The 19455-nt window shown below is 43.2% G+C and carries 23 protein-coding genes; 10 read left to right on the top strand and 13 right to left on the bottom strand.

The features are described from left to right. Nucleotides 1–71: 71 nt before the first annotated feature. Both cysE and trmJ read right to left on the bottom strand, forming a co-directional pair. Nucleotides 72–893 carry a serine O-acetyltransferase gene (cysE, locus tag K0I62_RS07920; RefSeq protein ID WP_220070917.1) on the bottom strand — a complete coding sequence of 274 codons (822 nt, stop codon included), beginning with the start codon at nucleotides 891–893 and terminating at the stop codon, nucleotides 72–74. Nucleotides 894–897: 4 nt separating this feature from the next. Then, nucleotides 898–1665 carry a tRNA (cytosine(32)/uridine(32)-2'-O)-methyltransferase TrmJ gene (trmJ, locus tag K0I62_RS07915; protein WP_220070916.1) on the bottom strand — a complete coding sequence of 256 codons (768 nt, stop codon included), beginning with the start codon at nucleotides 1663–1665 and terminating at the stop codon, nucleotides 898–900. 157 nt (nucleotides 1666–1822) lie between these two features. On the opposite strand from trmJ, the gene suhB reads away from it, so the two are divergent. From suhB to K0I62_RS07890, 5 genes are all read left to right on the top strand, one after another. Further along, complete coding sequence (gene suhB, locus K0I62_RS07910) at nucleotides 1823–2626, top strand: inositol-1-monophosphatase (protein ID WP_220070915.1); 804 nt, start codon at nucleotides 1823–1825, stop codon at nucleotides 2624–2626. A gap of 295 nt (nucleotides 2627–2921) precedes the next feature. Continuing rightward, on the top strand, nucleotides 2922–3326 hold the full coding sequence (locus K0I62_RS07905; protein WP_220070914.1) for a phosphate-starvation-inducible protein PsiE: 405 nt from the start codon (nucleotides 2922–2924) through the stop codon (nucleotides 3324–3326). Nucleotides 3327–3627: 301 nt separating this feature from the next. After that, complete coding sequence (locus K0I62_RS07900; protein ID WP_220070913.1) at nucleotides 3628–3930, top strand: PilZ domain-containing protein; 303 nt, start codon at nucleotides 3628–3630, stop codon at nucleotides 3928–3930. Between the two features lie 113 nt (nucleotides 3931–4043). Then, a complete protein-coding gene (locus K0I62_RS07895) occupies nucleotides 4044–4712 on the top strand; it encodes an AAA family ATPase (protein ID WP_220070912.1) in 669 nt (222 codons plus the stop codon). Further along, nucleotides 4699–5043 (top strand): replication protein RepA, encoded by a 345-nt coding sequence (locus K0I62_RS07890; protein ID WP_220070911.1) that lies wholly within the window; start codon nucleotides 4699–4701, stop codon nucleotides 5041–5043. Before K0I62_RS07895 ends, K0I62_RS07890 begins: the two co-directional genes overlap by 14 nt. A gap of 5 nt (nucleotides 5044–5048) precedes the next feature. Here the strand turns inward: K0I62_RS07890 and K0I62_RS07885 are convergent, their stop codons facing one another. Continuing rightward, nucleotides 5049–5291: a YecH family metal-binding protein gene (locus K0I62_RS07885; protein WP_220070910.1), complete on the bottom strand. Its 243-nt coding sequence runs from the start codon at nucleotides 5289–5291 to the stop codon at nucleotides 5049–5051. A gap of 155 nt (nucleotides 5292–5446) precedes the next feature. Between K0I62_RS07885 and K0I62_RS07880 the strand changes: the two genes are divergently transcribed. The 3 genes from K0I62_RS07880 to K0I62_RS07870 all read left to right on the top strand — a co-directional run bounded on the left by K0I62_RS07880 (nucleotide 5447) and on the right by K0I62_RS07870 (nucleotide 9412). Continuing rightward, on the top strand, nucleotides 5447–7138 hold the full coding sequence (locus K0I62_RS07880; protein WP_220070909.1) for a sensor histidine kinase: 1692 nt from the start codon (nucleotides 5447–5449) through the stop codon (nucleotides 7136–7138). Nucleotide 7139: 1 nt separating this feature from the next. Next, a complete protein-coding gene (gene btsR, locus K0I62_RS07875; protein ID WP_220070908.1) occupies nucleotides 7140–7850 on the top strand; it encodes a two-component system response regulator BtsR in 711 nt (236 codons plus the stop codon). A gap of 119 nt (nucleotides 7851–7969) precedes the next feature. Further along, a complete protein-coding gene (locus K0I62_RS07870) occupies nucleotides 7970–9412 on the top strand; it encodes a carbon starvation CstA family protein (protein ID WP_220070907.1) in 1443 nt (480 codons plus the stop codon). Nucleotides 9413–9484: 72 nt separating this feature from the next. Here K0I62_RS07870 and K0I62_RS07865 read toward each other — a convergent pair whose 3' ends face one another. The 9 genes from K0I62_RS07865 to K0I62_RS07825 form a co-directional block, all read right to left on the bottom strand. After that, nucleotides 9485–10024, bottom strand: coding sequence for a YaeQ family protein (locus tag K0I62_RS07865; RefSeq protein WP_220061181.1), 540 nt, complete (start codon nucleotides 10022–10024; stop codon nucleotides 9485–9487). A gap of 85 nt (nucleotides 10025–10109) precedes the next feature. Beyond that, nucleotides 10110–11021, bottom strand: coding sequence for a precorrin-2 dehydrogenase/sirohydrochlorin ferrochelatase family protein (locus K0I62_RS07860; protein ID WP_220070906.1), 912 nt, complete (start codon nucleotides 11019–11021; stop codon nucleotides 10110–10112). A gap of 141 nt (nucleotides 11022–11162) precedes the next feature. Further along, nucleotides 11163–11480, bottom strand: a complete 318-nt coding sequence (locus K0I62_RS07855; protein ID WP_220061183.1) for a putative signal transducing protein — start codon at nucleotides 11478–11480, stop codon at nucleotides 11163–11165. A gap of 331 nt (nucleotides 11481–11811) precedes the next feature. Then, complete coding sequence (gene secF / locus K0I62_RS07850; RefSeq protein ID WP_220070905.1) at nucleotides 11812–12759, bottom strand: protein translocase subunit SecF; 948 nt, start codon at nucleotides 12757–12759, stop codon at nucleotides 11812–11814. Nucleotides 12760–12772: 13 nt separating this feature from the next. After that, a complete protein-coding gene (secD, locus tag K0I62_RS07845; RefSeq protein ID WP_220070904.1) occupies nucleotides 12773–14623 on the bottom strand; it encodes a protein translocase subunit SecD in 1851 nt (616 codons plus the stop codon). 38 nt (nucleotides 14624–14661) lie between these two features. After that, nucleotides 14662–14994, bottom strand: a complete 333-nt coding sequence (gene yajC / locus K0I62_RS07840; RefSeq protein ID WP_220070903.1) for a preprotein translocase subunit YajC — start codon at nucleotides 14992–14994, stop codon at nucleotides 14662–14664. Between the two features lie 27 nt (nucleotides 14995–15021). Then, entirely contained in the window at nucleotides 15022–16146 is a 1125-nt protein-coding gene (gene tgt / locus K0I62_RS07835) for a tRNA guanosine(34) transglycosylase Tgt (RefSeq protein WP_220061186.1), read from the bottom strand. Nucleotides 16147–16316: 170 nt separating this feature from the next. Then, complete coding sequence (gene queA / locus K0I62_RS07830) at nucleotides 16317–17354, bottom strand: tRNA preQ1(34) S-adenosylmethionine ribosyltransferase-isomerase QueA (RefSeq protein WP_220070902.1); 1038 nt, start codon at nucleotides 17352–17354, stop codon at nucleotides 16317–16319. A 73-nt stretch (nucleotides 17355–17427) separates the two neighbouring features. Continuing rightward, the gene (locus K0I62_RS07825) at nucleotides 17428–17586 is read right to left on the bottom strand and encodes a hypothetical protein (protein WP_220071472.1); all 159 of its coding nucleotides are present in this window, start codon (nucleotides 17584–17586) and stop codon (nucleotides 17428–17430) included. Between the two features lie 166 nt (nucleotides 17587–17752). Here K0I62_RS07825 and K0I62_RS07820 point away from each other — a divergent pair, with 166 nt between their 5' ends. After that, nucleotides 17753–18346 carry an acyl carrier protein phosphodiesterase gene (locus K0I62_RS07820; protein ID WP_220070901.1) on the top strand — a complete coding sequence of 198 codons (594 nt, stop codon included), beginning with the start codon at nucleotides 17753–17755 and terminating at the stop codon, nucleotides 18344–18346. A 57-nt stretch (nucleotides 18347–18403) separates the two neighbouring features. Beyond that, nucleotides 18404–18913: a protein disulfide oxidoreductase gene (locus K0I62_RS07815; RefSeq protein ID WP_258405113.1), complete on the top strand. Its 510-nt coding sequence runs from the start codon at nucleotides 18404–18406 to the stop codon at nucleotides 18911–18913. A 132-nt stretch (nucleotides 18914–19045) separates the two neighbouring features. Here K0I62_RS07815 and K0I62_RS19230 read toward each other — a convergent pair whose 3' ends face one another. After that, the gene (locus K0I62_RS19230) at nucleotides 19046–19270 is read right to left on the bottom strand and encodes a sigma 54-interacting transcriptional regulator (RefSeq protein ID WP_258405112.1); all 225 of its coding nucleotides are present in this window, start codon (nucleotides 19268–19270) and stop codon (nucleotides 19046–19048) included. Nucleotides 19271–19455: the final 185 nt, after the last annotated feature.

Raw genomic sequence — 19455 nt, 5'->3', positions numbered from 1 at the left:
CTTTGGTGGGGTATTTAACCCGTTTCATTACCAAGATTCAACGCTGAAATGCAATTAATCTCACTAATTGGCTAAATAATGGGATCGAACTCATCAATTGCACTTTGGCGCTTTTCAGCAGCGGCTTGTTCTACATCGCTAAAATCACCAACTTCAAGTTCAGGCAAGCGCTCAGTACAAACACTTCCGCCCATGCCTCTTACCGCCTGACATACCTCTTGAACTTTAGAGTCCATCAAATGCATATGATCGAGCATCTGACCTATTGCATTAGCAACAGGATCTGGATTATCGGGCGATACAGCGTAAGCATCAAAGCCATACTTCTTAGCCATTTCAGTTCGCCGTTGAGCATGTTCTTTTGACTTTTCTGTCGGTTTAGCGACCACTCTTGCAGGAATACCGACTACTGTGGTGTCTTTGGGAACTTCTTTAACCACTACTGAATTTGAGCCAACACGTGCACCATCGTGCATGGTGATCGGTCCCAATATTTGCGCGCCAGCGCCAATAACAACGTTATTCCCAAGCGTTGGATGACGTTTGCCCGCTTGCCAAGTCGTTCCTCCAAGCGTCACGCCATGGTACAAGGTACAATCGTTACCAATTTCAGCGGTTTCACCGATAACGACTCCCATTCCATGATCGATAAAAAATCGATCACCAATAGTGGCACCCGGATGAATTTCCACTCCAGTTAACCAACGGGCAAAAGTTGAAATACATCTTGCCGTTAAACACCATTTACGTATCCATAATTTATGACTTACCCGATGGATCCAAATGGCTTGCATCCCTGGATAATTAAGTAAAATCTCCAGCGTACCATTTGCCGCTGGATCTCTATGGTAAATCGATTCAATGTCATCTTTAATTCTGGATATCACGCCCATGGAGTTAATCTTCCTTCTTTAGCGCATCAGTGTTTGCATCTTGAGCCGATTTGTCTGCTAACGCCACTTTCTTGTCAACTGAAGTCAAAATACCGCGTAAAATATTCATCTCTTGGCTTTCTATCCTGGCACGGCTGAACAAACGACGCAGCTTAGTCATCACCTGTCCGGGATGCTGTTTAACGATAAAACTTGTCGATAGCAAAGTTTGCTCTAGGTGAACAAAAAAGTTTTCTTGCTCTTTTGCCAGCGGATATTCAACCTCTTCTACCATCTCGGGTGTCTGATTTAAAAAAGCAACGCGGGCTTCATAACAGATAATTTGTACCGCTTGAGCCAAATTAAGCGAGGTATACTCTGGGTTAGCAGGTATCGCTACATGATAATTACACTTTTGCAGTTCTTCATTAGATAGGCCATTGTTTTCCCGACCAAACACGATGGCGACAGGACCATTGACTGCTGAGCCAACCAATTTTTCGCCCGCCTGACGAGGGTCTAGCATTGGCCAATCAAGAGTACGACTGCGAGCACTAGTGGCGATCACTAAACTACAATCGGCAATCGCATCGGCTAATGAGTCAACCGTTACGGCATGTTTTAATATGTCTGATGCACCCGCTGCTAATGCAACGGAATGACCATCGGGTGCCACTTTAGGTTCTGCCAAATATAATGTTGATAATCCCATTGTTTTCATAGCTCGAGCGGTTGAGCCTATGTTGCCAGGATGGGAGGTTCCTACAAGAACTACACGAATATTGCTAAGCATGAAAAGACTTTAATTTATTTCTATAGAACAGTGGCATTGATGGTATCACAGGGGACTGAGATTCTTTATATAAAAATCTCTATTTGATATAACCAGAAAATTTCGTATAATACGCGCCGATTATTTATATCTGTTCTTTAACATCCAGGGGATTGTAATGCATCCGATGCAGACTATTGCTGTGCGCGCCGCTCGCGCTGCCGGCCAAACGATTATGCGCGCCTACACAGAGCTTGACCGTGTAGAAGTTACCGCTAAAGGTATCAATGACTACGTAACCAACGTAGACAAAGAAGCTGAAGCTGCCATTACATATCAAATTCGTAAGTCTTACCCAGATCATACTATCGTTGCCGAAGAAGGTGGCGAAAATAAGGGTGAAAATAAAGACTATATGTGGATTGTAGATCCCTTGGATGGCACTAACAACTTTGTTAGAGGCATCCCACATTTTGCGGTTTCAATCGCAGTTCAATATAAAGGCAAAACTGAAGTCGCAGTCGTTTACGATCCTGTTCGTGACGAGCTATTTACTGCTGTACGCGGTAAAGGTGCTAAATTAAATGATTTCCGTGTCCGCGTGACTAAAGCAAATGATTTAAACGAAGCGATCGTCGGCACAGGTTTCCCTTTCAAAGCAAAACAGCACACTGAAACTTACATGAAGCTATTTGCTTCAACCTTCAGCAATTGTGCCGATGTACGTCGTGCAGGTTCTGCAGCACTCGACTTAGCTTACGTCGCAGCCGGCCGCATGGATGCCTTCTTTGAAATTGGTCTAAAACCATGGGATATCGCAGCAGGCGATCTTATTGTTCGTGAAGCTGGCGGTACGGTAACTGATTTTACCGGTAATCATGGCTACATGAATTCTGGCAATATCATCGCTGGCACGCCAAAAGCAACCGTATCATTAGTGAAAAATTTCCGTCCATTATTAAGTGAAGCGTTAAAGCGTTAAGCTAAATCAGCGACGATTGAAAACCGCCTACCGTTCAACGTGGCGGTTTTTTTATGTCTAAAATGCACTAAAGAGCAAGCAGTATAAGAAAGTGATCCATTCAGCGTGTTTTTGGCAACTCAATTCAAGGCAAATGGATGATGGAATGGTAATTCCACCTCAAAACCGCCAGATTTAATGAACTTTATAGTAAACATCTCACTCATTAAGTCATTATGTGAATGAAATCACAAACATCGGCTAGCGTGCCGCCCAATTGTTGTTACCATCTATAAAAACACTAACGAGACCGATCATGGGAAAGCTTTATATTCAATATGGATCCAAAAGCCTAAAAGCTGTTGAACATTTTGTATTAATCATTATTGCTATTGCAACGATCATCGCCATTGGCCAAGAAGTTGTCCACATTATCAAAGTACGCGAAGTGGCACTTGCCGATCTACTGCTATTATTTATCTACCTTGAAGTACTTGCCATGGTGGCTAACTATGCAGAGTCGGGAAAGTTGCCAGTTCGAATGCCGCTTTATATTGCTATTGTAGCTTTAGCGCGATATTTAATTCTCGACATGAAAGGCATGGATGATTGGCGAATCTTTGCTATTTCTGTATCGACATTGATATTGGCGGGCACCGTCATTGTCATTCGCTGGGGGCAGTTAAAACTCCCCTACCCTAGAAAAGAGGATGATTATTGATTCTCTAAATACGGCGCTGATACAGCGCCGTATTACTATATAGAAGTTACTGATTGAAGATCGTTAAGTGTGCTCTCTAATCATTTTAGCTACTCTCTCCTTAAAGTTAAGTTAAGTTAAACTACGAACAACCCTTTGTGATAGCACTAAGCCAAATTCAGCTGGATTAACCTTAATTCCAGTAAGAATTAAGCTCAAATATTTATTAGTTCCATGTATATCAAAGGACATTGTTTCAACGTAAAACTGTGCTAAGTTTAAAAGGTTACGTGTATCTAAATTTATACGAAGGAATAATCTGATGGACCAACACCAAGAAGAAGTTGATGAACGCCGTAAGTCACTGCGAGTAGATATGGAAGCCGAAAGAATCCTGGTTTCTTGGATCGACGCCAACGGCAAAAATCAAACAGATGAGGGAATTTGTATCGATTTAGCTCGTCGCGGGGTACTCATCGAATACAAAAATCCGTTTGCGATAGGTGAACTGCTTGAAATCACCTTTAATCCCGATACAGATAAACAAAATAGCATTAAAGCCCAAGTATGTCGCTGCAACGAATGTAAGCAGCAAAGCTTTCATATAGCAGCACAAATTATTTAATCATTTCAGGTAACTAAATTATACGAGTTTAAGCAATATCTGTAACTCTGATCTATACTAATTAGCACTTAATCTGGCTCAGCGTAGTGCATATATTCGAGGGAGACAACGGTATGATTCTGCTTGTAGGCGGTGAAAAAGGAGGTGCAGGTAAAAGTTGTATGGCGCAAAATATTGCCGTTCATATAACCCAAAAACATAACGCCAATGTGTTAATGGTCGACTGTGATCCGCAACGCACCACATCAGACTGGATACAAGCACGTAATGAAGACCCGAGCCTCCCAGCGATTAACTGTATTCAACTGTACGGTAAGATACGCAATGACTTATTGGGACTAGACGAACGCTTTGATTACGTTATTGTTGATTGTGGGGGTCAAGATAACTTAGCTATGCGTGCGGCCATGTCTGTAGCGACCTACGTTGTATTACCGCTTCGACCAAAAAGACGTGATTTGAAAACCCTTCCCCACATGGAAGATATGCTTAGTACATGTAAGATGGTTAACCCTAAAATGGTCGCTACCGTGGTAATGACCCAATGTCCGTCACTCCCGAGTCAATATAAGCGAATTCTAGAAGCAAAAGAAGTTGTAGAGTCTTTTGGGCTACGAGTTTTAGATCATGTCACCTTTAGCCGCAATATCTATGATGACAGTGAAGAACAGGGGTCATCGGTACTGGAAATAGAGCCAAACGGTAAAGCCGCTAACGAAATACGCGCTATTGCAGACGAACTCTTTGCTATACCACCAGAAAATTCTTATGAGCTTAACTGATCTTAAACGCCGCAAACCTAAACCTCGAAAAAAACTCACCATCGAGGAATTTATCGAAGATGCCAATAACTATGCATTTGGCCAACCAGGCTTTGCTGGACGAACTAAGAAAAAACACAAAGCTAACGAAATCTTAGGCTTGAAAAAGCAATCGACCAAAATTTTTAAACATGCCACATTTACGTTAACTGAAAGCAGCATCACTCAGCTCAATCAATTATCCAAGAGCAATAAAGCGGCTAAATCTCGCCTTATCCGCATCATGATCACTGAATTTGCAAAAATGTCTAAAGATGAGCTGCAACAGCTCATCGAAAACAGTCATGACTAAACTAGCTAATGGTTACAGATCTTGTCTGCGGCCGTTGCTATTCCATCTGATGATTCAATAAATTTCCCTCTTGCTTCTAAAAAACCAATAAGCTCTTGTGCATCCATCTCACTTGCAGAACACGTATGGTAGCGTGCTTGCTCCCCAAAGTGACTCGCCATAAGCTGTTCTAACTCTTGCTTGGATATTGCCCGACCAAGAGAGAGCATTAACTCCATCACTTGATGACCGTGAATTGAATCTGACATATCGCCTCTTAAAGATATAATTTATTTGAATCTTTATATCGTAAAATTGGCACTGAAACTTTGATCTAATTCCCATTGCAAACAGTTGTTCTCGATTCTTTGCCAGTGCTATGCTCAAACCATTACGCATTACGGTTTTAGGAAGCTCGCTCACAATGCAGCTCATATTATTGCTTACTCAACAGATGTGTTTATATCTGGTTATTGTCTATCTGCTGAGTAAAACCCCACTGTTCAAACTGTTTGCCGAGACAGCCACTCGTCTGCCACATAAAATCTATATCTATCTGATCTTCTCTGGCTTTTGCATTATGGCAACCTATTTTGGCGAGCAAACCAATGATGCAATTGCCAATACCCGAGCCATGGGCGCTGTTTTAGGCGGACTGCTTGGCGGGCCTGTTACAGGTTTCTTAGTCGGTCTCACTGGAGGCTTACATCGATACAGTATGGGCGGTTTTACCGATTTGGCCTGTGCGATTTCAACGACTCTAGAAGGCCTGTCAGTCGGAATTGTGGGCTTATATCTGAGGAAAATAAACAAGAGTGAGCTTGTCTATACCCCACTACTCGTCTGTCTTGTGACCTTTTCAGCGGAAATGCTGCAAATGGGCGTCATTCTCGCGGTCGCAAAACCTTATGCTGATGCGGTAGAACTAGTAAAACAAATTGCTTTGCCAATGTTACTCGTAAACTCTATTGGAGCTGCGCTCTTTATGAGCATGGTTAGAGATCAAAAAACCATGTTCGATAAGCTTTCGTCAGCGTTTTCGACTAAAGCACTCAAAATCGCAGAACGCAGTGTTGGAGTGTTATCAAAAGGCTTCGATCAAGAAAGCAGTACCAAGGTTGCACAAATTATTATTGAAGAAACCAATGTTGGCGCTGTTGCGATCACCGATAAAGAGAAACTACTCGCCTTTATTGGCATAGGCGACGATCATCATATTCCAGGTACACCAATCTCATCACAGATCACTCAAGATGCCATTGAGCAAAATTGTGTGATGTTTGCCGATGGTGTTGAAACCAGTTATGCCTGCTCAATTTCAGCTCAATGCCGTTTAGGATCAAGTTTGGTCATTCCTCTTAGGTGTGAATCAGAAGTCATTGGCACCATTAAACTTTATGAGCCTAAAAATAAGCTTTTTTTAAATATAAACAAAACATTAGGAGAAGGTATTGCCCGGTTAATGTCAAACCAAATTCTTTACGGTCGATATGAGCAACAACAGAGTCTATTGACCCAATCTGAACTCAAATTATTGCAAGCTCAAGTTAACCCACACTTTCTGTTTAATGCACTGAACACCATTGCCGCCATCATCGGCCGTGATCCATTGATGGCTCGTAAGCTTATTCAACATTTAGCGCAATTTTTACGAATTAACTTAAAACGTACAACCGGACTTGTCACTTTGGCCGATGAACTAGAACATATTGATGCGTATCTGACCATTGAAAAAGCGCGGTTCATTGATAGGCTCAGCGTCACAATTAGTATTCCTGAGTCATTACATCACTATAAATTACCAGCATTTACGCTGCAGCCTATCATCGAAAATGCGGTTAAACATGGCACTTCCCATCTATTAGATCCCGGGGAAATCGAGGTCACAGGTCGGGTACAACAAGAGTCATTAGTATTAGCGGTGACAGATAACGCCGGACTTTATCAAACATCGACTGATAAAGATCAGTCGGGCTTGGGAATGTCTATCGTCGATAAAAGAATAAAAAACCTTTTCGGCAATGGATATGGTGTTGCGGTATTATGTGAACAAGACAGCTATACTCGTATAACCATAACATTACCCTTATCAACAACTGCCCACTCGGAAGATTAGCGTGATCACTTGCTTAATTATTGATGATGAATTGTTTGCTAGAGAATCATTAAATGACCTATTGTCAGTTCATCAAGATATCAATGTTATTGGCCAATGCAGCAACGCCATCGAAGCGATGCAATCTATTGCAAAGTATAAACCCAATTTGATTTTTGTTGATATTCAAATGCCCAAAATTAGCGGGCTAGAGATGGTCGCGATGCTCGACCCTGACAGTATGCCTAAAGTCGTGTTTGTGACGGCTTATGACGAGTATGCGATTAAGGCATTTGATAATCATGCCTTTGACTATCTGTTAAAACCAATCGATGAAGCGAGGCTGCAAACGACAATAGAGCGCATCCGCAAAGAGCAAGAACAACGCTCCCTTACTGCCGTATTACCCACACAATTAGAGCATGTTCCCTGCTATTGCGGTAACCGCCTTAAAGTGATCAACGTCGATAATGTGGAATTTGCCTTTAGCGATCTGACCGGTATTCATGTTGCGACTAGCCAAGAGCATGTTCATACCCATTTAACCTTAAAAGTGTTAGAGGAAAAAACCGAACTCGTGCGTTGCCATAAACAATATCTCGTCGCCCCCCATGCCATTAGCGAGATCATAATGCAAGAAAATGGCGCGGAAGTACTCACTCATTCTGGTAAAAAAGTCCCTGTATCACGCCGTTTCCTTAAACCGCTTAAACAGATTTTCGGATTCAGCTAAAACCGTTAACCGCCTCAAATAACCGCTTAATCAACTTATATGACCACTCACTATAATGGCAGTTTTCTTCTGCTATCGTAGCGTTACACTCTTGTTAACTTTAACTGGGGGAAATAATTATGATGTGGTTTCTACTTTGTGTAGGCCTATTACTCGGCGGATATTTTATCTACGGTAAATTTGTTGAAAAAGTGTTTGGCATAAATGAAGCTCGCCAAACACCCGCCTTTACAAAAACCGATGGCGTTGACTTTGTGCCAATGTCAAAAGGTAAAGTATACTTAATCCAATTACTCAACATCGCTGGTGTTGGCCCGATCTTTGGTCCTATCTTAGGGGCGCTTTATGGACCAGCAGCAATGCTGTGGATCGTACTAGGGTGTATCTTTGCTGGTGCAGTACATGATTACTTCTCAGGTATGCTCTCTGTTCGTAATAACGGTCAATCTGTGCCAAATCTTGCAGGTAAATACCTAGGCAAGAGTGCTAAACACTTTATGAACGTCTTCGCCATCATCCTATTGTTGTTGGTTGGTGTGGTATTTATTTCTGCTCCTGCTGGTCTACTCGGTAAATTAACAGGCTGGGATGTCAGTATTTTCCTTGGCGTGATCTTCACTTATTACCTTATTGCGACCATAGTACCTGTCGACAAAATTATCGGCCGGCTATATCCCTTCTTTGGTGCATTATTGCTGTTTATGTCTGTTGGTTTGACTATCGCACTTGCCGTATCTAGCGAACACACATTGATGCCTGGTTTTGAAATCGGTGATTTCTTCAGTAACTTAAACCCAAATGATATGCCATTATGGCCAGCACTATTTATCACCATTGCTTGTGGTGCAGTATCAGGTTTCCATGCAACCCAATCACCACTGATGGCTCGTTGTGTTGAAAATGAATCAAATGGTCGTTTCGTATTCTATGGCGCTATGATAGGTGAAGGTGTTATTGCGCTTATTTGGTGTGCAATTGCGTTATCATTCTTTGGTGGCGTTGAAGGACTAAACGCGGGCATGGCTGGCAACCCTGCAAACGTAGTCTATGAAGCGTCAACGGGCTTACTTGGTGCAGTCGGTGGCTTTATGGCTATCTTAGGCGTGATCATTTTACCTATTACCTCTGGTGATACTGCCTTTCGCTCTGCACGTTTGATCTTGGCTGAATTCTTCAAAATGCCACAAACCGCGCTACCAAAGCGTCTATTGCTCGCAATCCCATTATTTATCATGGGCGCGATTCTGACTCAGGTTGATTTTGGTGTAATTTGGCGCTACTTCGGTGTCGCAAACCAAACGACCGCAGTCATGATGTTATGGACAGCTTCAGCCTATTTGTTACGTCATAACAAGTTTCATTGGATATGTACTGTTCCAGCGATGTTTATGACAACGGTAGTAATAAGCTTCCTGCTAAACTCAGCCACCTTAGGTGCAGGTCTACCTATGACCTTATCGACTATTGCTGGTGTGATTTCAACACTGGTTATTACTGGTCTCATCATAGTCAAAACCAAAGGTAAAGGCGAAGATGAAGATGCATTACTTGAGCAAGCGTAATACAACTAAATAGTGATTAATTATAGAAAAATAGAGAAGCCTGTCATTAGACAGGTTTCTCTTTTCGAAGGGTTATTCTTTTAATACTTCAGGGATGATCTGCACGCTACCTTGGTCATTCGACATCCAGATCTCTCCTTCACTAATATTAAACTGCACTATCATACTGCGGCTAACCAACTCCCCCATTGCCTTAACGGCCTCTTCAGGAATATTCCAGACCTTTAAATTGGCGTAGCGACTAAAGGCTTGCTGATTCTGTTGCCACCAGATAGGTACACTTCTACCACCGTAGGCAAAAAGTTGAACTTGTTTAGAGCGGCCACATGCTTTTCTCACCCACTTTTCATCACTTTGGCCAAATTCGACCCAGAGTTCGATCTCATCGCTTAACGACTTTTGCCAAAGCTCAGGCTCATCATCCACGCATAACCCTTTACTGAACTGTAAGCTATCGCTAGCGTTTAATGCGAATGCAAGTAAACGCAGCATCATACGGGCATCGGTTTCAGATGGATGTTGAGCAAGGGTGAGGTTATGATCGTGGTAGTAGCCACGATCCATATCGGCTATTTGTAATTGTGCTTTATAAACAGTTGCTTTAGGTGCCATATCAATCAAGATTACGAAAATTTGGCTTAGTCTACCTCAATTCCTAGCAAGAAAGCACAACAACGCTGATGATTAAATCGATACCTTACAAGGAGCCCGCTTGCAAACGCTTAGCCATAGGGAAATGAGCCGCTAATTTGCTGATCACACCTACATCAGCGTAAATCAGTAAACGCTCCCCTTTTTCAAAGCGCTGGGTTAGTTCACTTAGCGGAATAAGCGTGCCTCTTGAAGCATCTCGACGACAAAGCTCAAGTAGCTCACTCGGTAGGCTTAAATCACTGCAGATAAGATCTAACCGCTGCATCAACGGCATTGCAGCAATGGGAAGCAATGACAACGGTGTTTCATCATCAATCAGCAATATTTCTCCCTCACTGACAAGGTGATTAAACGCATTGTCATAATGCGTAGTTGTATGACGATCAAAACGGTCACCATTAGCCTTAAAAAACTGTTCCCAAAACAGTTTACGTTGACTAAAAATGGGGAGTCGCTGCTGCACTTCCACTCGACGCTGAGCAATAAAATCAAACAGGGGCTCAAGAGTGTTTGGCAATAACGTCTCTATTCGGGAACGTAATTCCCTAGCAAATACGGGCGCAGCGCCTGCAGTACTGATCGCCACCTGCAGCCTGCCTCTATCAACAATCGAAGGAGTAATAAACTGACACAATGAGGGGGAATCGACCACGTTTACCCATATGCCTTGCGCTTTGGCATACATCGCCATTTCATAATTAAGCGCATCATCCGCTGTGGCGAGATACAAGAGATCAATATCTGCAATATCATCAATACTCGCTTCACGTTGTAATAGTGTGATCCTTCCGCTTTGGGCATAAACTAAAACTTCATCACAAACGGCTGGAGCGATAACCGACAACAGAGCTTCTGTGCGACTAAGGAGATCTAATTTACGGCTGGCAACTTCACCGGCACCAACGATCAACACGCGCAGTGATTGAGTATTAACAAACAGGGGAAAATATTGCATAGCAGGTTTTTTCTCTTAACAGGCGTTAAATTATCTAGAACCTTTGGCACTCATGTCTTTTTACAGATTAATGCTGTCTGAACATGCCCAAGACTCTATTAGCAGCCTAAATCAAATAATTATTAAAATAGTAGGTGCTGGCTAACTTAATAGTTCACTTCTTTCTGCGCCACATTGCCAACAGAGTTCAAAGTTGCCCTCATTAGTTTCATGACACTTAACACATTGCCACTTAGGGCTTTCACTATTAAGCGTATCTAGTTGAGCTCTAGCCTGCTCATACTGAGACTCGGCAACCCAAAGCTCAACATCTAACAGATCGGCAGGTAACTCACCAATACCGCCTAATAATGCTTCGCCACGCAGTTCGACAGCGATACCACACGCTTCTAACATTCCCTTCCAACTATGGGCTTGTAATAGGTTGCCACCAGCAACTAATCGACTTCTCTCTTCCATGTTAATATCCCCGACTGCTATTGCTCTTCTGGCAAATTATTAAGGTAATGCCAGCAAATTAATACTGAGATCCGTTTATTGCTCCTACTAAGGAGTTTATACCCATCATAAACCTTAAAAGTCGTAATTCGATCTTTAAAAATTATAGACCTTAACGACAACATTAAACGGTATAGAAAGCGTACTTAAATAATGCGATTGATATATCGACAAAACATCCTATCTTCAAAGCAACCTGGATGTCGAGTAAGAATATGGCCAATTTTGTCTATTTGAACAATAAAAAAAGCCACATAAAGTGGCTTTTTATCATATTGCAGTGCAAATAAAATTAAGGCATCAAGGCGTCTTGATCAGCACCTTCTTTTTCAATCTCAACAGGCATCATATGCTCGCGATTAATACCAAGCTTAATCGCTAAGAAACTTGCCACATAGATCGAGGAGAACGTACCCACAAAAATCCCCATGAGTAGCGCCGTGGCGAACCCATGGATCATGGTGCCGCCTTTAAGGAACAAGGCCACCACCACAACTAATGTTGTACCAGTAGTAATAATGGTACGGCTCATGGTCTGTGTGATCGACGTATTTACGACGTCTTCGGGTGTCCCTTTACGCATCTTAAGGAAATTTTCACGTATACGGTCAAACACCACAATCGTATCGTTAAGTGAGTAACCTACAACCGTTAATACGCCTGCAAGTACAGTCAAATCGAATTCCAGTTGGAATACCGAGAACACACCTAAGGTCACAATCACATCGTGCGCCAATGCCGCAACCGAGCCCATCGCTAAACGCCACTCAAAGCGGAAAGAGACATAGATAAGAATACAGATAAGCGCAACAAGTACCGCTAAACCGCCCTGCTCTGCAAGTTCTTTACCGACCTGTGGTCCAACGAACTCAACGCGCTTTTGTATCACACTAGGATCAACCGCTGATGCAGCTTCCATTACATGTTCAACTTGAATATCGCTTTTAACCCCTTCTTTGACGGGTAAACGAATCAGCACGTCGCGACTAGAACCAAAATTCTGTACCAAGGCACCATCGGTTTCGTCAGAGGTTAACACGCTGCGCAGCTTATTAAGGTCAACCGCCTGGGTAAACTCCATTTCAACGACAGTACCGCCGGTGAAATCGAGCCCCCAGTTAATGCCCTTAACCGCTAACGAACCTAAGGAACCAATCACTAAAATAAGCGATAAGATACTAATCGGCACAGCGTGGCGTAAGAAGTTGATCGTGCCTTTAATTGATAAAATCTGGAACATGGTCAACTTCCCCTTAAATAGACAGTTTCTTCACGCGCTTACCACCCCAAATCGCATTCACGATTGAACGGGTACCCACGATGGCAGTAAACATAGACGTTGCAATACCTATCATCAGAGTGACCGCGAAGCCTTTAACAGCACCGGTACCCACTGCAAATAGAATTAACGCTGTCATAAAGGTGGTAATGTTAGCATCGGCAATGGTTGAAAATGCATTGCCATAACCTTCGTGTATTGCTTGCTGAACGCTTCTACCAGCGCGTAACTCTTCACGAATACGTTCGTAAATAAGTACGTTACCATCAACAGCCATACCCACAGTCAATACCATACCGGCAATACCTGGCAAGGTTAAAACCGCACCTGGAATCATGGACATTACACCAACAACCATCACTAAGTTAGCGGTTAATGCGAGGTTTGCTATTAAGCCAAAGCCACGGTAGTAGACCAACATAAAGACAAGTACGACAGCCATGCCCCAAATCATCGCCTGAACACCGTTTTCGATGTTTTCAGCACCTAGGCTTGGACCAATAGTACGTTCTTCAACGATAGATACAGGAGCAATCAAGGCACCAGCACGCAGTAACAAGGCTAAGTTTTGCGCTTCAGAGTGATCAAGACCTGTAATAACGAAGTTACGTCCTAGACGTGCTTGAATGGTCGCCACTGAGATAACTTCCTCAATTTTGTCCATCTTAACGCTGCCATCAGGGTTTTTCGCGCCGTTATCTTTATACTCAATGAACAAAGTCGCCATCGGCTTACCGATATTGTCTTTGGTCACGTTTGAGAAGATAGAGCCACCTTTTGCATCTAAGTTAATTGATACTTGTGGACGGCTATATTCATCAAAACTGGGTTGTGCCCCCTGAATATGATCACCCGTCAGCATCACAGCTTTTTGCAGAGCGACCTGACCGCCTTGACGACGCTCATAGATCTGCGAGCTGGCAGCGATGCGACCACTTGCGATAGCAGCTGCATCAGCTTTTTCGTCAACCATATGGAATTCAATCGATGCTGTCGCGCCTAAGATATCTTTAGCACGTGCGGTATCTTGAACACCGGGTAACTCAACGATGATACGCTCTGCACCTTGGCGTTGTACCACAGGCTCAGCAACACCCAATTCGTTTACACGATTACGCAACGTTGTGATGTTTTGCTGCAGCGCCTCTTCCTTAATCTGTTTAAGGTAGACTTCGCTCATGTTGGCAAGCAACTGATAATCGTCACCCGACGTCGTATCGGTAAAGACCATATCGTTGCTGCGCGTTTTGAGGAACTGCTCAGCTTTAGCTAGGTTGTCTGCATCACGAAACTTAATCTCAATCCCTTTTGGGGTATTACGAATACCCGCATAACGGATTTTTTCGCTACGAAGATCGCTTCTAAAATCGGAGATTTTAGCTTCGGTCATCTTACGTATCGCTTCGCTCATGTCCACTTCCATTAAGAAGTGAACACCACCACGCAAGTCGAGACCCAGTTTCATAGGGCTACCGCCCATCGACTCTAGCCACAGCGGCGTAGCTGGCGCTAAGTTCAACGCCACGATGTACTTATCACCGAGTGAATCTGCAATTGCTTCTTTAGCAAGCAACTGCTGTTCTGCATTTGCTACACGCACTAACAACTGACCATTTTCAAGCTCAGAACGCTTAACAGCAATGCCTGTAGCCGACAGTACCTCATTGACCTGAGTCTGAGTTGATACGTTGACTTCAGCACCGCGCGTTGCAACGATCTGCACTGCATGGTCTTCACCAAATAGATTTGGTATTGCGTAGAAAGCACCTACGGCGATAATAATCATCACCATTAGGTTTTTCCACATTGGGTATTTATTTAACACACCATCGCCCTCTTGGCTTAAAGTGACTTAGTTAAAACTTAAAGTGACTTAATAGACCCTTTAGGCAACACAGCCGCAATGTAATCCTTTTTAATTGTGATCTCGCTCGTCTCGTTGATAGTCAACAATACGTAATCATTCTCATCGCTGATCTTAGCTATTTTGCCTAAAATCCCGCCGCTAGTTAACACTTCATCACCCTTGCTCAACGAGCTCATTAGGTTCTTGTGCTCTTTAACACGCTTTGATTGAGGACGGAAAATCATGAAGTAAAAGATCAGGCCAAAGATGACCAGCATGAAAACTAATTCCATAGTACCACCAGCACCACTTACAGGAGCGTCGGCTGCGAATGCATTTGAAATGAACATATTTCTCTCTTCTTATTAGCAGTAAAATTAATCGGATAACTTAGGGACTTCACGACCTTGACTGGTGTAGAACTCCTCAACAAAGGCGTCTAATGTACCTGTCTCAATTGCGCCGCGCAAACCTTCCATCAACATTTGGTAATAACGTAGATTGTGAATGGTGTTTAAACGCGCTCCCAAAATTTCATTACAACGATCTAAATGGTAAAGATATGCCCGCGAGTAGTTCTTACAGGTATAACAATCACACTTAGCATCGAGTGGTGAAGTATCATCGCGATGGCGCGCATTGCGGATCTTGATAACACCTTCACTGGTAAATAGATGACCGTTACGAGCATTACGTGTTGGCATAACACAATCAAACATGTCGACACCACGACGCACGCCCTCAACCAAATCTTCTGGTTTACCGACCCCCATCAAGTAACGTGGTTTTTCAGTTGGGATTTTAGGACAAACATGCTCCAAAATGCGGTGCATATCTTCTTTAGGCTCGCCCACGGCTAAACCACCGATGGCATAACCATCAAAACCAATATTAACCAGACCTTCTAGACTTTCATCACGCAAGTCTTCATATACGCCGCCTTGGATAATACCAAATAGCGAATTAGGATTTTCGAGCCTATCGAACTCATCACGAGAGCGCTTAGCCCATCGCAGAGACATCTGCATCGATTTACGCGCTTCATCTTCTGTGGCTGGATACGGTGTACATTCATCAAAAATCATCACCACGTCAGAACCCAAAGAGTCTTGGATCTGCATCGACTTCTCAGGGTCTAAGAAGATCTTCTCACCATTGATTGGTGAGCGGAAATGCACCCCCTCTTCGGTGATCTTACGAATATCACCCAGACTGAATACTTGGAATCCACCGGAATCAGTCAAAATTGGACGTTGCCAATTCATGAAATCGTGTAAATCGCCATGCTTACGCATGATCTCTTCGCCAGGACGAAGCCACAAATGAAAAGTGTTACCAAGAAGAATATCTGCACCCGTAGCGCGGACCTCTTCAGGCGTCATTCCTTTTACCGTACCGTAGGTTCCTACCGGCATAAATGCTGGGGTTTCTACAGTGCCTCGTTCAAAAACCAAGCGACCGCGACGAGCACGACCATCTGTTGTATCTAATTCAAATTTCATAATTTACCTCGCCAGAGAAACAGTCTGACTCTATTCACGCTAAAATGTTTTAGCACTGATGATCAATAGAGATAAGGGCAAACAATTGAGTATCAACCCTGAATCTTAAAAAACTGCAAAAAAATACCCACCGCAATTGTGGGGTGGGTATTTTAAAACAAAATCACTTCTTAGTTCGCTTTTTTAGTCACAAACATGGCATCACCATAGCTAAAAAAGCGGTATTTTTGAGCAATCGCGTGCTGATAGGCGTTTTTTACCTCATCAAAACCGGCAAATGCACTAATGAGCATGATGAGTGTCGATTCTGGCAAATGAAAATTGGTCACCAGCGCATCAACCACTTTGAACTCATAACCGGGATAGATAAAGATATCGGTATCACTGCTAAATGGCTTTAATTCACCATCACTAGCCTTAGCCGCGCTTTCTAAAGAGCGAACCGATGTGGTGCCAACGGCAATCACACGATTACCCGCATCTTTTGTCGCTTTAATCTGATCGACAACCTCTTGAGGCACTTCTGCCCACTCAGAATGCATCTTATGCTCAAGGATATTATCGACACGTACGGGTTGGAAGGTGCCAGCGCCCACATGCAAAGTAACAAAAGCGGTGTTAACGCCTTTCTGTTTTAATGCGGCAAGCAAGGTGTCATCAAAATGAAGGCCAGCTGTTGGCGCAGCAACCGCACCAGGGTTCTGATTATAAACGGTTTGATAACGCTCTTTATCCGCATCCTCATCTGGGCGATCGATATAAGGAGGAAGTGGCATATGCCCCACCTCTTCGAGCACTTCTAGAATCGTTTTATCGCTATTGAGCCCAAGTTCAAATAGGGTGTCATGACGCTCAAGCATGGTCATCTCATAGCCACCGTCTAAGCAAACTATACTACCAGGCTTAGGCGATTTAGAACTTCTCACGTGGGCAAGGATACGCTTGTCATCGAGCATACGCTCAACCAATATTTCAAGCTTACCGCCAGTTTGTTTTTGCCCAAACAGCCGAGCAGGGATAACCCGAGTATTATTAAACACCATCAGATCACCAGGATTAACTAGTGCGAGTATGTCGGTAAACTGCTTATCAGCCAAAGCACCTGTTACACCGTCAAGGGTCAACAATCTAGAAGCTGTTCTCTCAGGCATAGGATATCTGGCGATCAGTTCATCAGGGAGATCGAAAGAAAAATCGGCAACACGCATAATGGGTCTCTGCTCAGCATAAATCGGCCGCTAGTCTATTTGCAGAAACCGAGAAGATCAACCCGAATTAAGCTTAGCGGCGGCTTTTATCCTCATCATTAGATGAGTTTCTGTGTAAACCGAACTGAGCCTTACGGTAGGTGTGCTGTTCTATAGGGATATCAACCTGTACGCGTCGACGTTTAGGTTGTACTTTTTTATTAAGCAATTTGGAGAACCAGTTCCACATCATCCTTGATCCTTAAAAACCGATAGGTTAATGAATAATCACTATGTGCACTCCGTAAAGTCACCAACTTAATATCATCAACGCGATAATCAAAATAAAGGTTCCTTAGCACAGAGGAGCATGATAACGTGAAAACAATGCTTTGATAAAGAAAAATAAACGCTATCTAATGAACTTTCTAGCACACCTTCACCTCGCAGATAATAGTAAAACCAACCTGGCAGCAAATTTAGCTGGCGACTTCGCTAAGGGCAACATATCTGACCACCCTAAAGCGCTACAACAAGGCATTTGGCTACACAGACAAATAGATTCGTTAACCGACAGCCATGAACTTACTAAAGAGTTACGTGCGGCGTTCCCCTCCAATTTACAACGTGCAGCCCCCATACTCATCGATTTGGCATTCGACCATATGTTGGCGAAATATTGGGATGAATATCACAATCAGTCATTGGCTGAATTTGCCCAAGGGGCTTATTTTGCCATAGAAAATACCCAACAGCTGCCAGCTAAACTTATCGATATTGTGCCTAAAATGAAGCAAGAGAACTGGCTTTTGGCCTACGAGACCCCGAGTGGTTTACATAAAGCTATCGAATCTGTCGCTCAGCGTGTATCAAAACCTGAGATTTTTAATGGCGCCGTAAAAACCGTTAAAAAAATGGATATTGAAATTGAGATAGCCTTTCGCACTTTCTACCCACAATTAATGGCCTATAGCCGAATTTGGACAAGGCAAACTCCAAGCCAATACCTATAGGCTTACGCAAGAATGTCTGCCAGTAACAAATTAAATCGAAGCAAAACACAAACTGGTTTGAAAAAGAAATTGTTTCCCCAAAAGAGACGACATCGCTGGCTTAGAGATCTACTGTTGTTTGGCATCATCGCTTTTTTAGCGCTTTCATACCAACAGCGTCACATGATTAATGGTCACGCACCAGCACTCTCAAGCTTAACAATTGAGGGGGCCCCAATTTCGCTATCAACAACAGAGCCAACACTAATCTACTTTTGGGGGACCTGGTGCCCAGTGTGCCGTGTCACCTCCCCAATGGTGAACACGCTTGTCAATGATCATCATGTGATCACAATTGCGGTTGGATCTGGTAGTGATGAAGAGATCGCACAGTTTATGCGTGAGCATGACTATCAATTTAAGGTCATTAATGACACCTCAAACATACATCAACAATGGGGAGCACTGGCTTTTCCGGCGATCTATATTATCGATCCCCAAGGTGATATACGCTTTGTTACCTCAGGTATTACGAGTAACATTGGTCTAAAGCTGCGGTTGCTTATCGCGAGCATCTACACTAACTGATACTTTTCCAAACGATATACGAATGCCTTCATAACTGAGGCCTAAAAACTGTAAAGCCTTAGTGCGATTGCCATCATGTCTCGACATCGTCTAACAGCACATATCGCTTACTATGCAGCTGTAAAAAATGCTCTACCAAACGCCCAATACTTCACGGCGCCCTCTCAATGCTGGCATATGTATGGGCAGCACATTTAGACGATAATAGAAATCTTCACCAAACTGCCCTTCTGCGACTTCAACCTGTAAGTCTCTGTGAGTAGCGGTGATCACTAACATCCAGCTTTCACTCACCGTTTTTTCCAAGTCTAGAGATAACCCCTGTTGCAAAAAACGCAGTAAAATTGTTTGCTGCAATAGGGAGAAATCAACTATCTCATCGAGAAAAACGGCGCCGCTATAGTGCCAGAATATTCCAAATTGACTAAATTTTATGTGCCGTTGGCGATTATGGGGGCGGTAGTGGCTATGATGCGATGTAGATAAGGATTATGCCTTAATTATGTCTGCAGTCACCTTATTTACCTTAGTCGCAGCATTTT

The sequence above is a fragment of the Shewanella psychrotolerans genome (assembly GCF_019457595.1).
Classification (GTDB): domain Bacteria; phylum Pseudomonadota; class Gammaproteobacteria; order Enterobacterales; family Shewanellaceae; genus Shewanella; species Shewanella psychrotolerans.
The sequence above is the reverse complement of the archived record's forward strand: the minus strand, read 5'-3'. Positions and strand labels throughout refer to the sequence as shown.

Excerpts from the sequence above, each read along its gene's own strand:
- trmJ (WP_220070916.1), bottom strand. The coding sequence starts at position 1,665 with ATGCTTAGCAATATTCGTGTAGTTCTTGTAGGAACCTCCCATCCTGGC.
- suhB (WP_220070915.1), top strand. The coding sequence starts at position 1,823 with ATGCATCCGATGCAGACTATTGCTGTGCGCGCCGCTCGCGCTGCCGGC.
- secF (WP_220070905.1), bottom strand. The coding sequence starts at position 12,759 with ATGTTCCAGATTTTATCAATTAAAGGCACGATCAACTTCTTACGCCAC.
- tgt (WP_220061186.1), bottom strand. The coding sequence starts at position 16,146 with ATGAAATTTGAATTAGATACAACAGATGGTCGTGCTCGTCGCGGTCGC.
- K0I62_RS07865 (WP_220061181.1), bottom strand. The coding sequence starts at position 10,024 with ATGGCACCTAAAGCAACTGTTTATAAAGCACAATTACAAATAGCCGAT.
- cysE (WP_220070917.1), bottom strand. The coding sequence starts at position 893 with ATGGGCGTGATATCCAGAATTAAAGATGACATTGAATCGATTTACCAT.
- K0I62_RS07820 (WP_220070901.1), top strand. The coding sequence starts at position 17,753 with ATGAACTTTCTAGCACACCTTCACCTCGCAGATAATAGTAAAACCAAC.
- K0I62_RS07890 (WP_220070911.1), top strand. The coding sequence starts at position 4,699 with ATGAGCTTAACTGATCTTAAACGCCGCAAACCTAAACCTCGAAAAAAA.
- K0I62_RS07855 (WP_220061183.1), bottom strand. The coding sequence starts at position 11,480 with ATGGAAGAGAGAAGTCGATTAGTTGCTGGTGGCAACCTATTACAAGCC.
- queA (WP_220070902.1), bottom strand. The coding sequence starts at position 17,354 with ATGCGTGTTGCCGATTTTTCTTTCGATCTCCCTGATGAACTGATCGCC.
- K0I62_RS07885 (WP_220070910.1), bottom strand. The coding sequence starts at position 5,291 with ATGTCAGATTCAATTCACGGTCATCAAGTGATGGAGTTAATGCTCTCT.
- K0I62_RS07870 (WP_220070907.1), top strand. The coding sequence starts at position 7,970 with ATGATGTGGTTTCTACTTTGTGTAGGCCTATTACTCGGCGGATATTTT.
- K0I62_RS07905 (WP_220070914.1), top strand. The coding sequence starts at position 2,922 with ATGGGAAAGCTTTATATTCAATATGGATCCAAAAGCCTAAAAGCTGTT.
- yajC (WP_220070903.1), bottom strand. The coding sequence starts at position 14,994 with ATGTTCATTTCAAATGCATTCGCAGCCGACGCTCCTGTAAGTGGTGCT.
- K0I62_RS07880 (WP_220070909.1), top strand. The coding sequence starts at position 5,447 with ATGCAGCTCATATTATTGCTTACTCAACAGATGTGTTTATATCTGGTT.
- K0I62_RS07825 (WP_220071472.1), bottom strand. The coding sequence starts at position 17,586 with ATGATGTGGAACTGGTTCTCCAAATTGCTTAATAAAAAAGTACAACCT.
- K0I62_RS07860 (WP_220070906.1), bottom strand. The coding sequence starts at position 11,021 with ATGCAATATTTTCCCCTGTTTGTTAATACTCAATCACTGCGCGTGTTG.
- K0I62_RS07900 (WP_220070913.1), top strand. The coding sequence starts at position 3,628 with ATGGACCAACACCAAGAAGAAGTTGATGAACGCCGTAAGTCACTGCGA.
- K0I62_RS07895 (WP_220070912.1), top strand. The coding sequence starts at position 4,044 with ATGATTCTGCTTGTAGGCGGTGAAAAAGGAGGTGCAGGTAAAAGTTGT.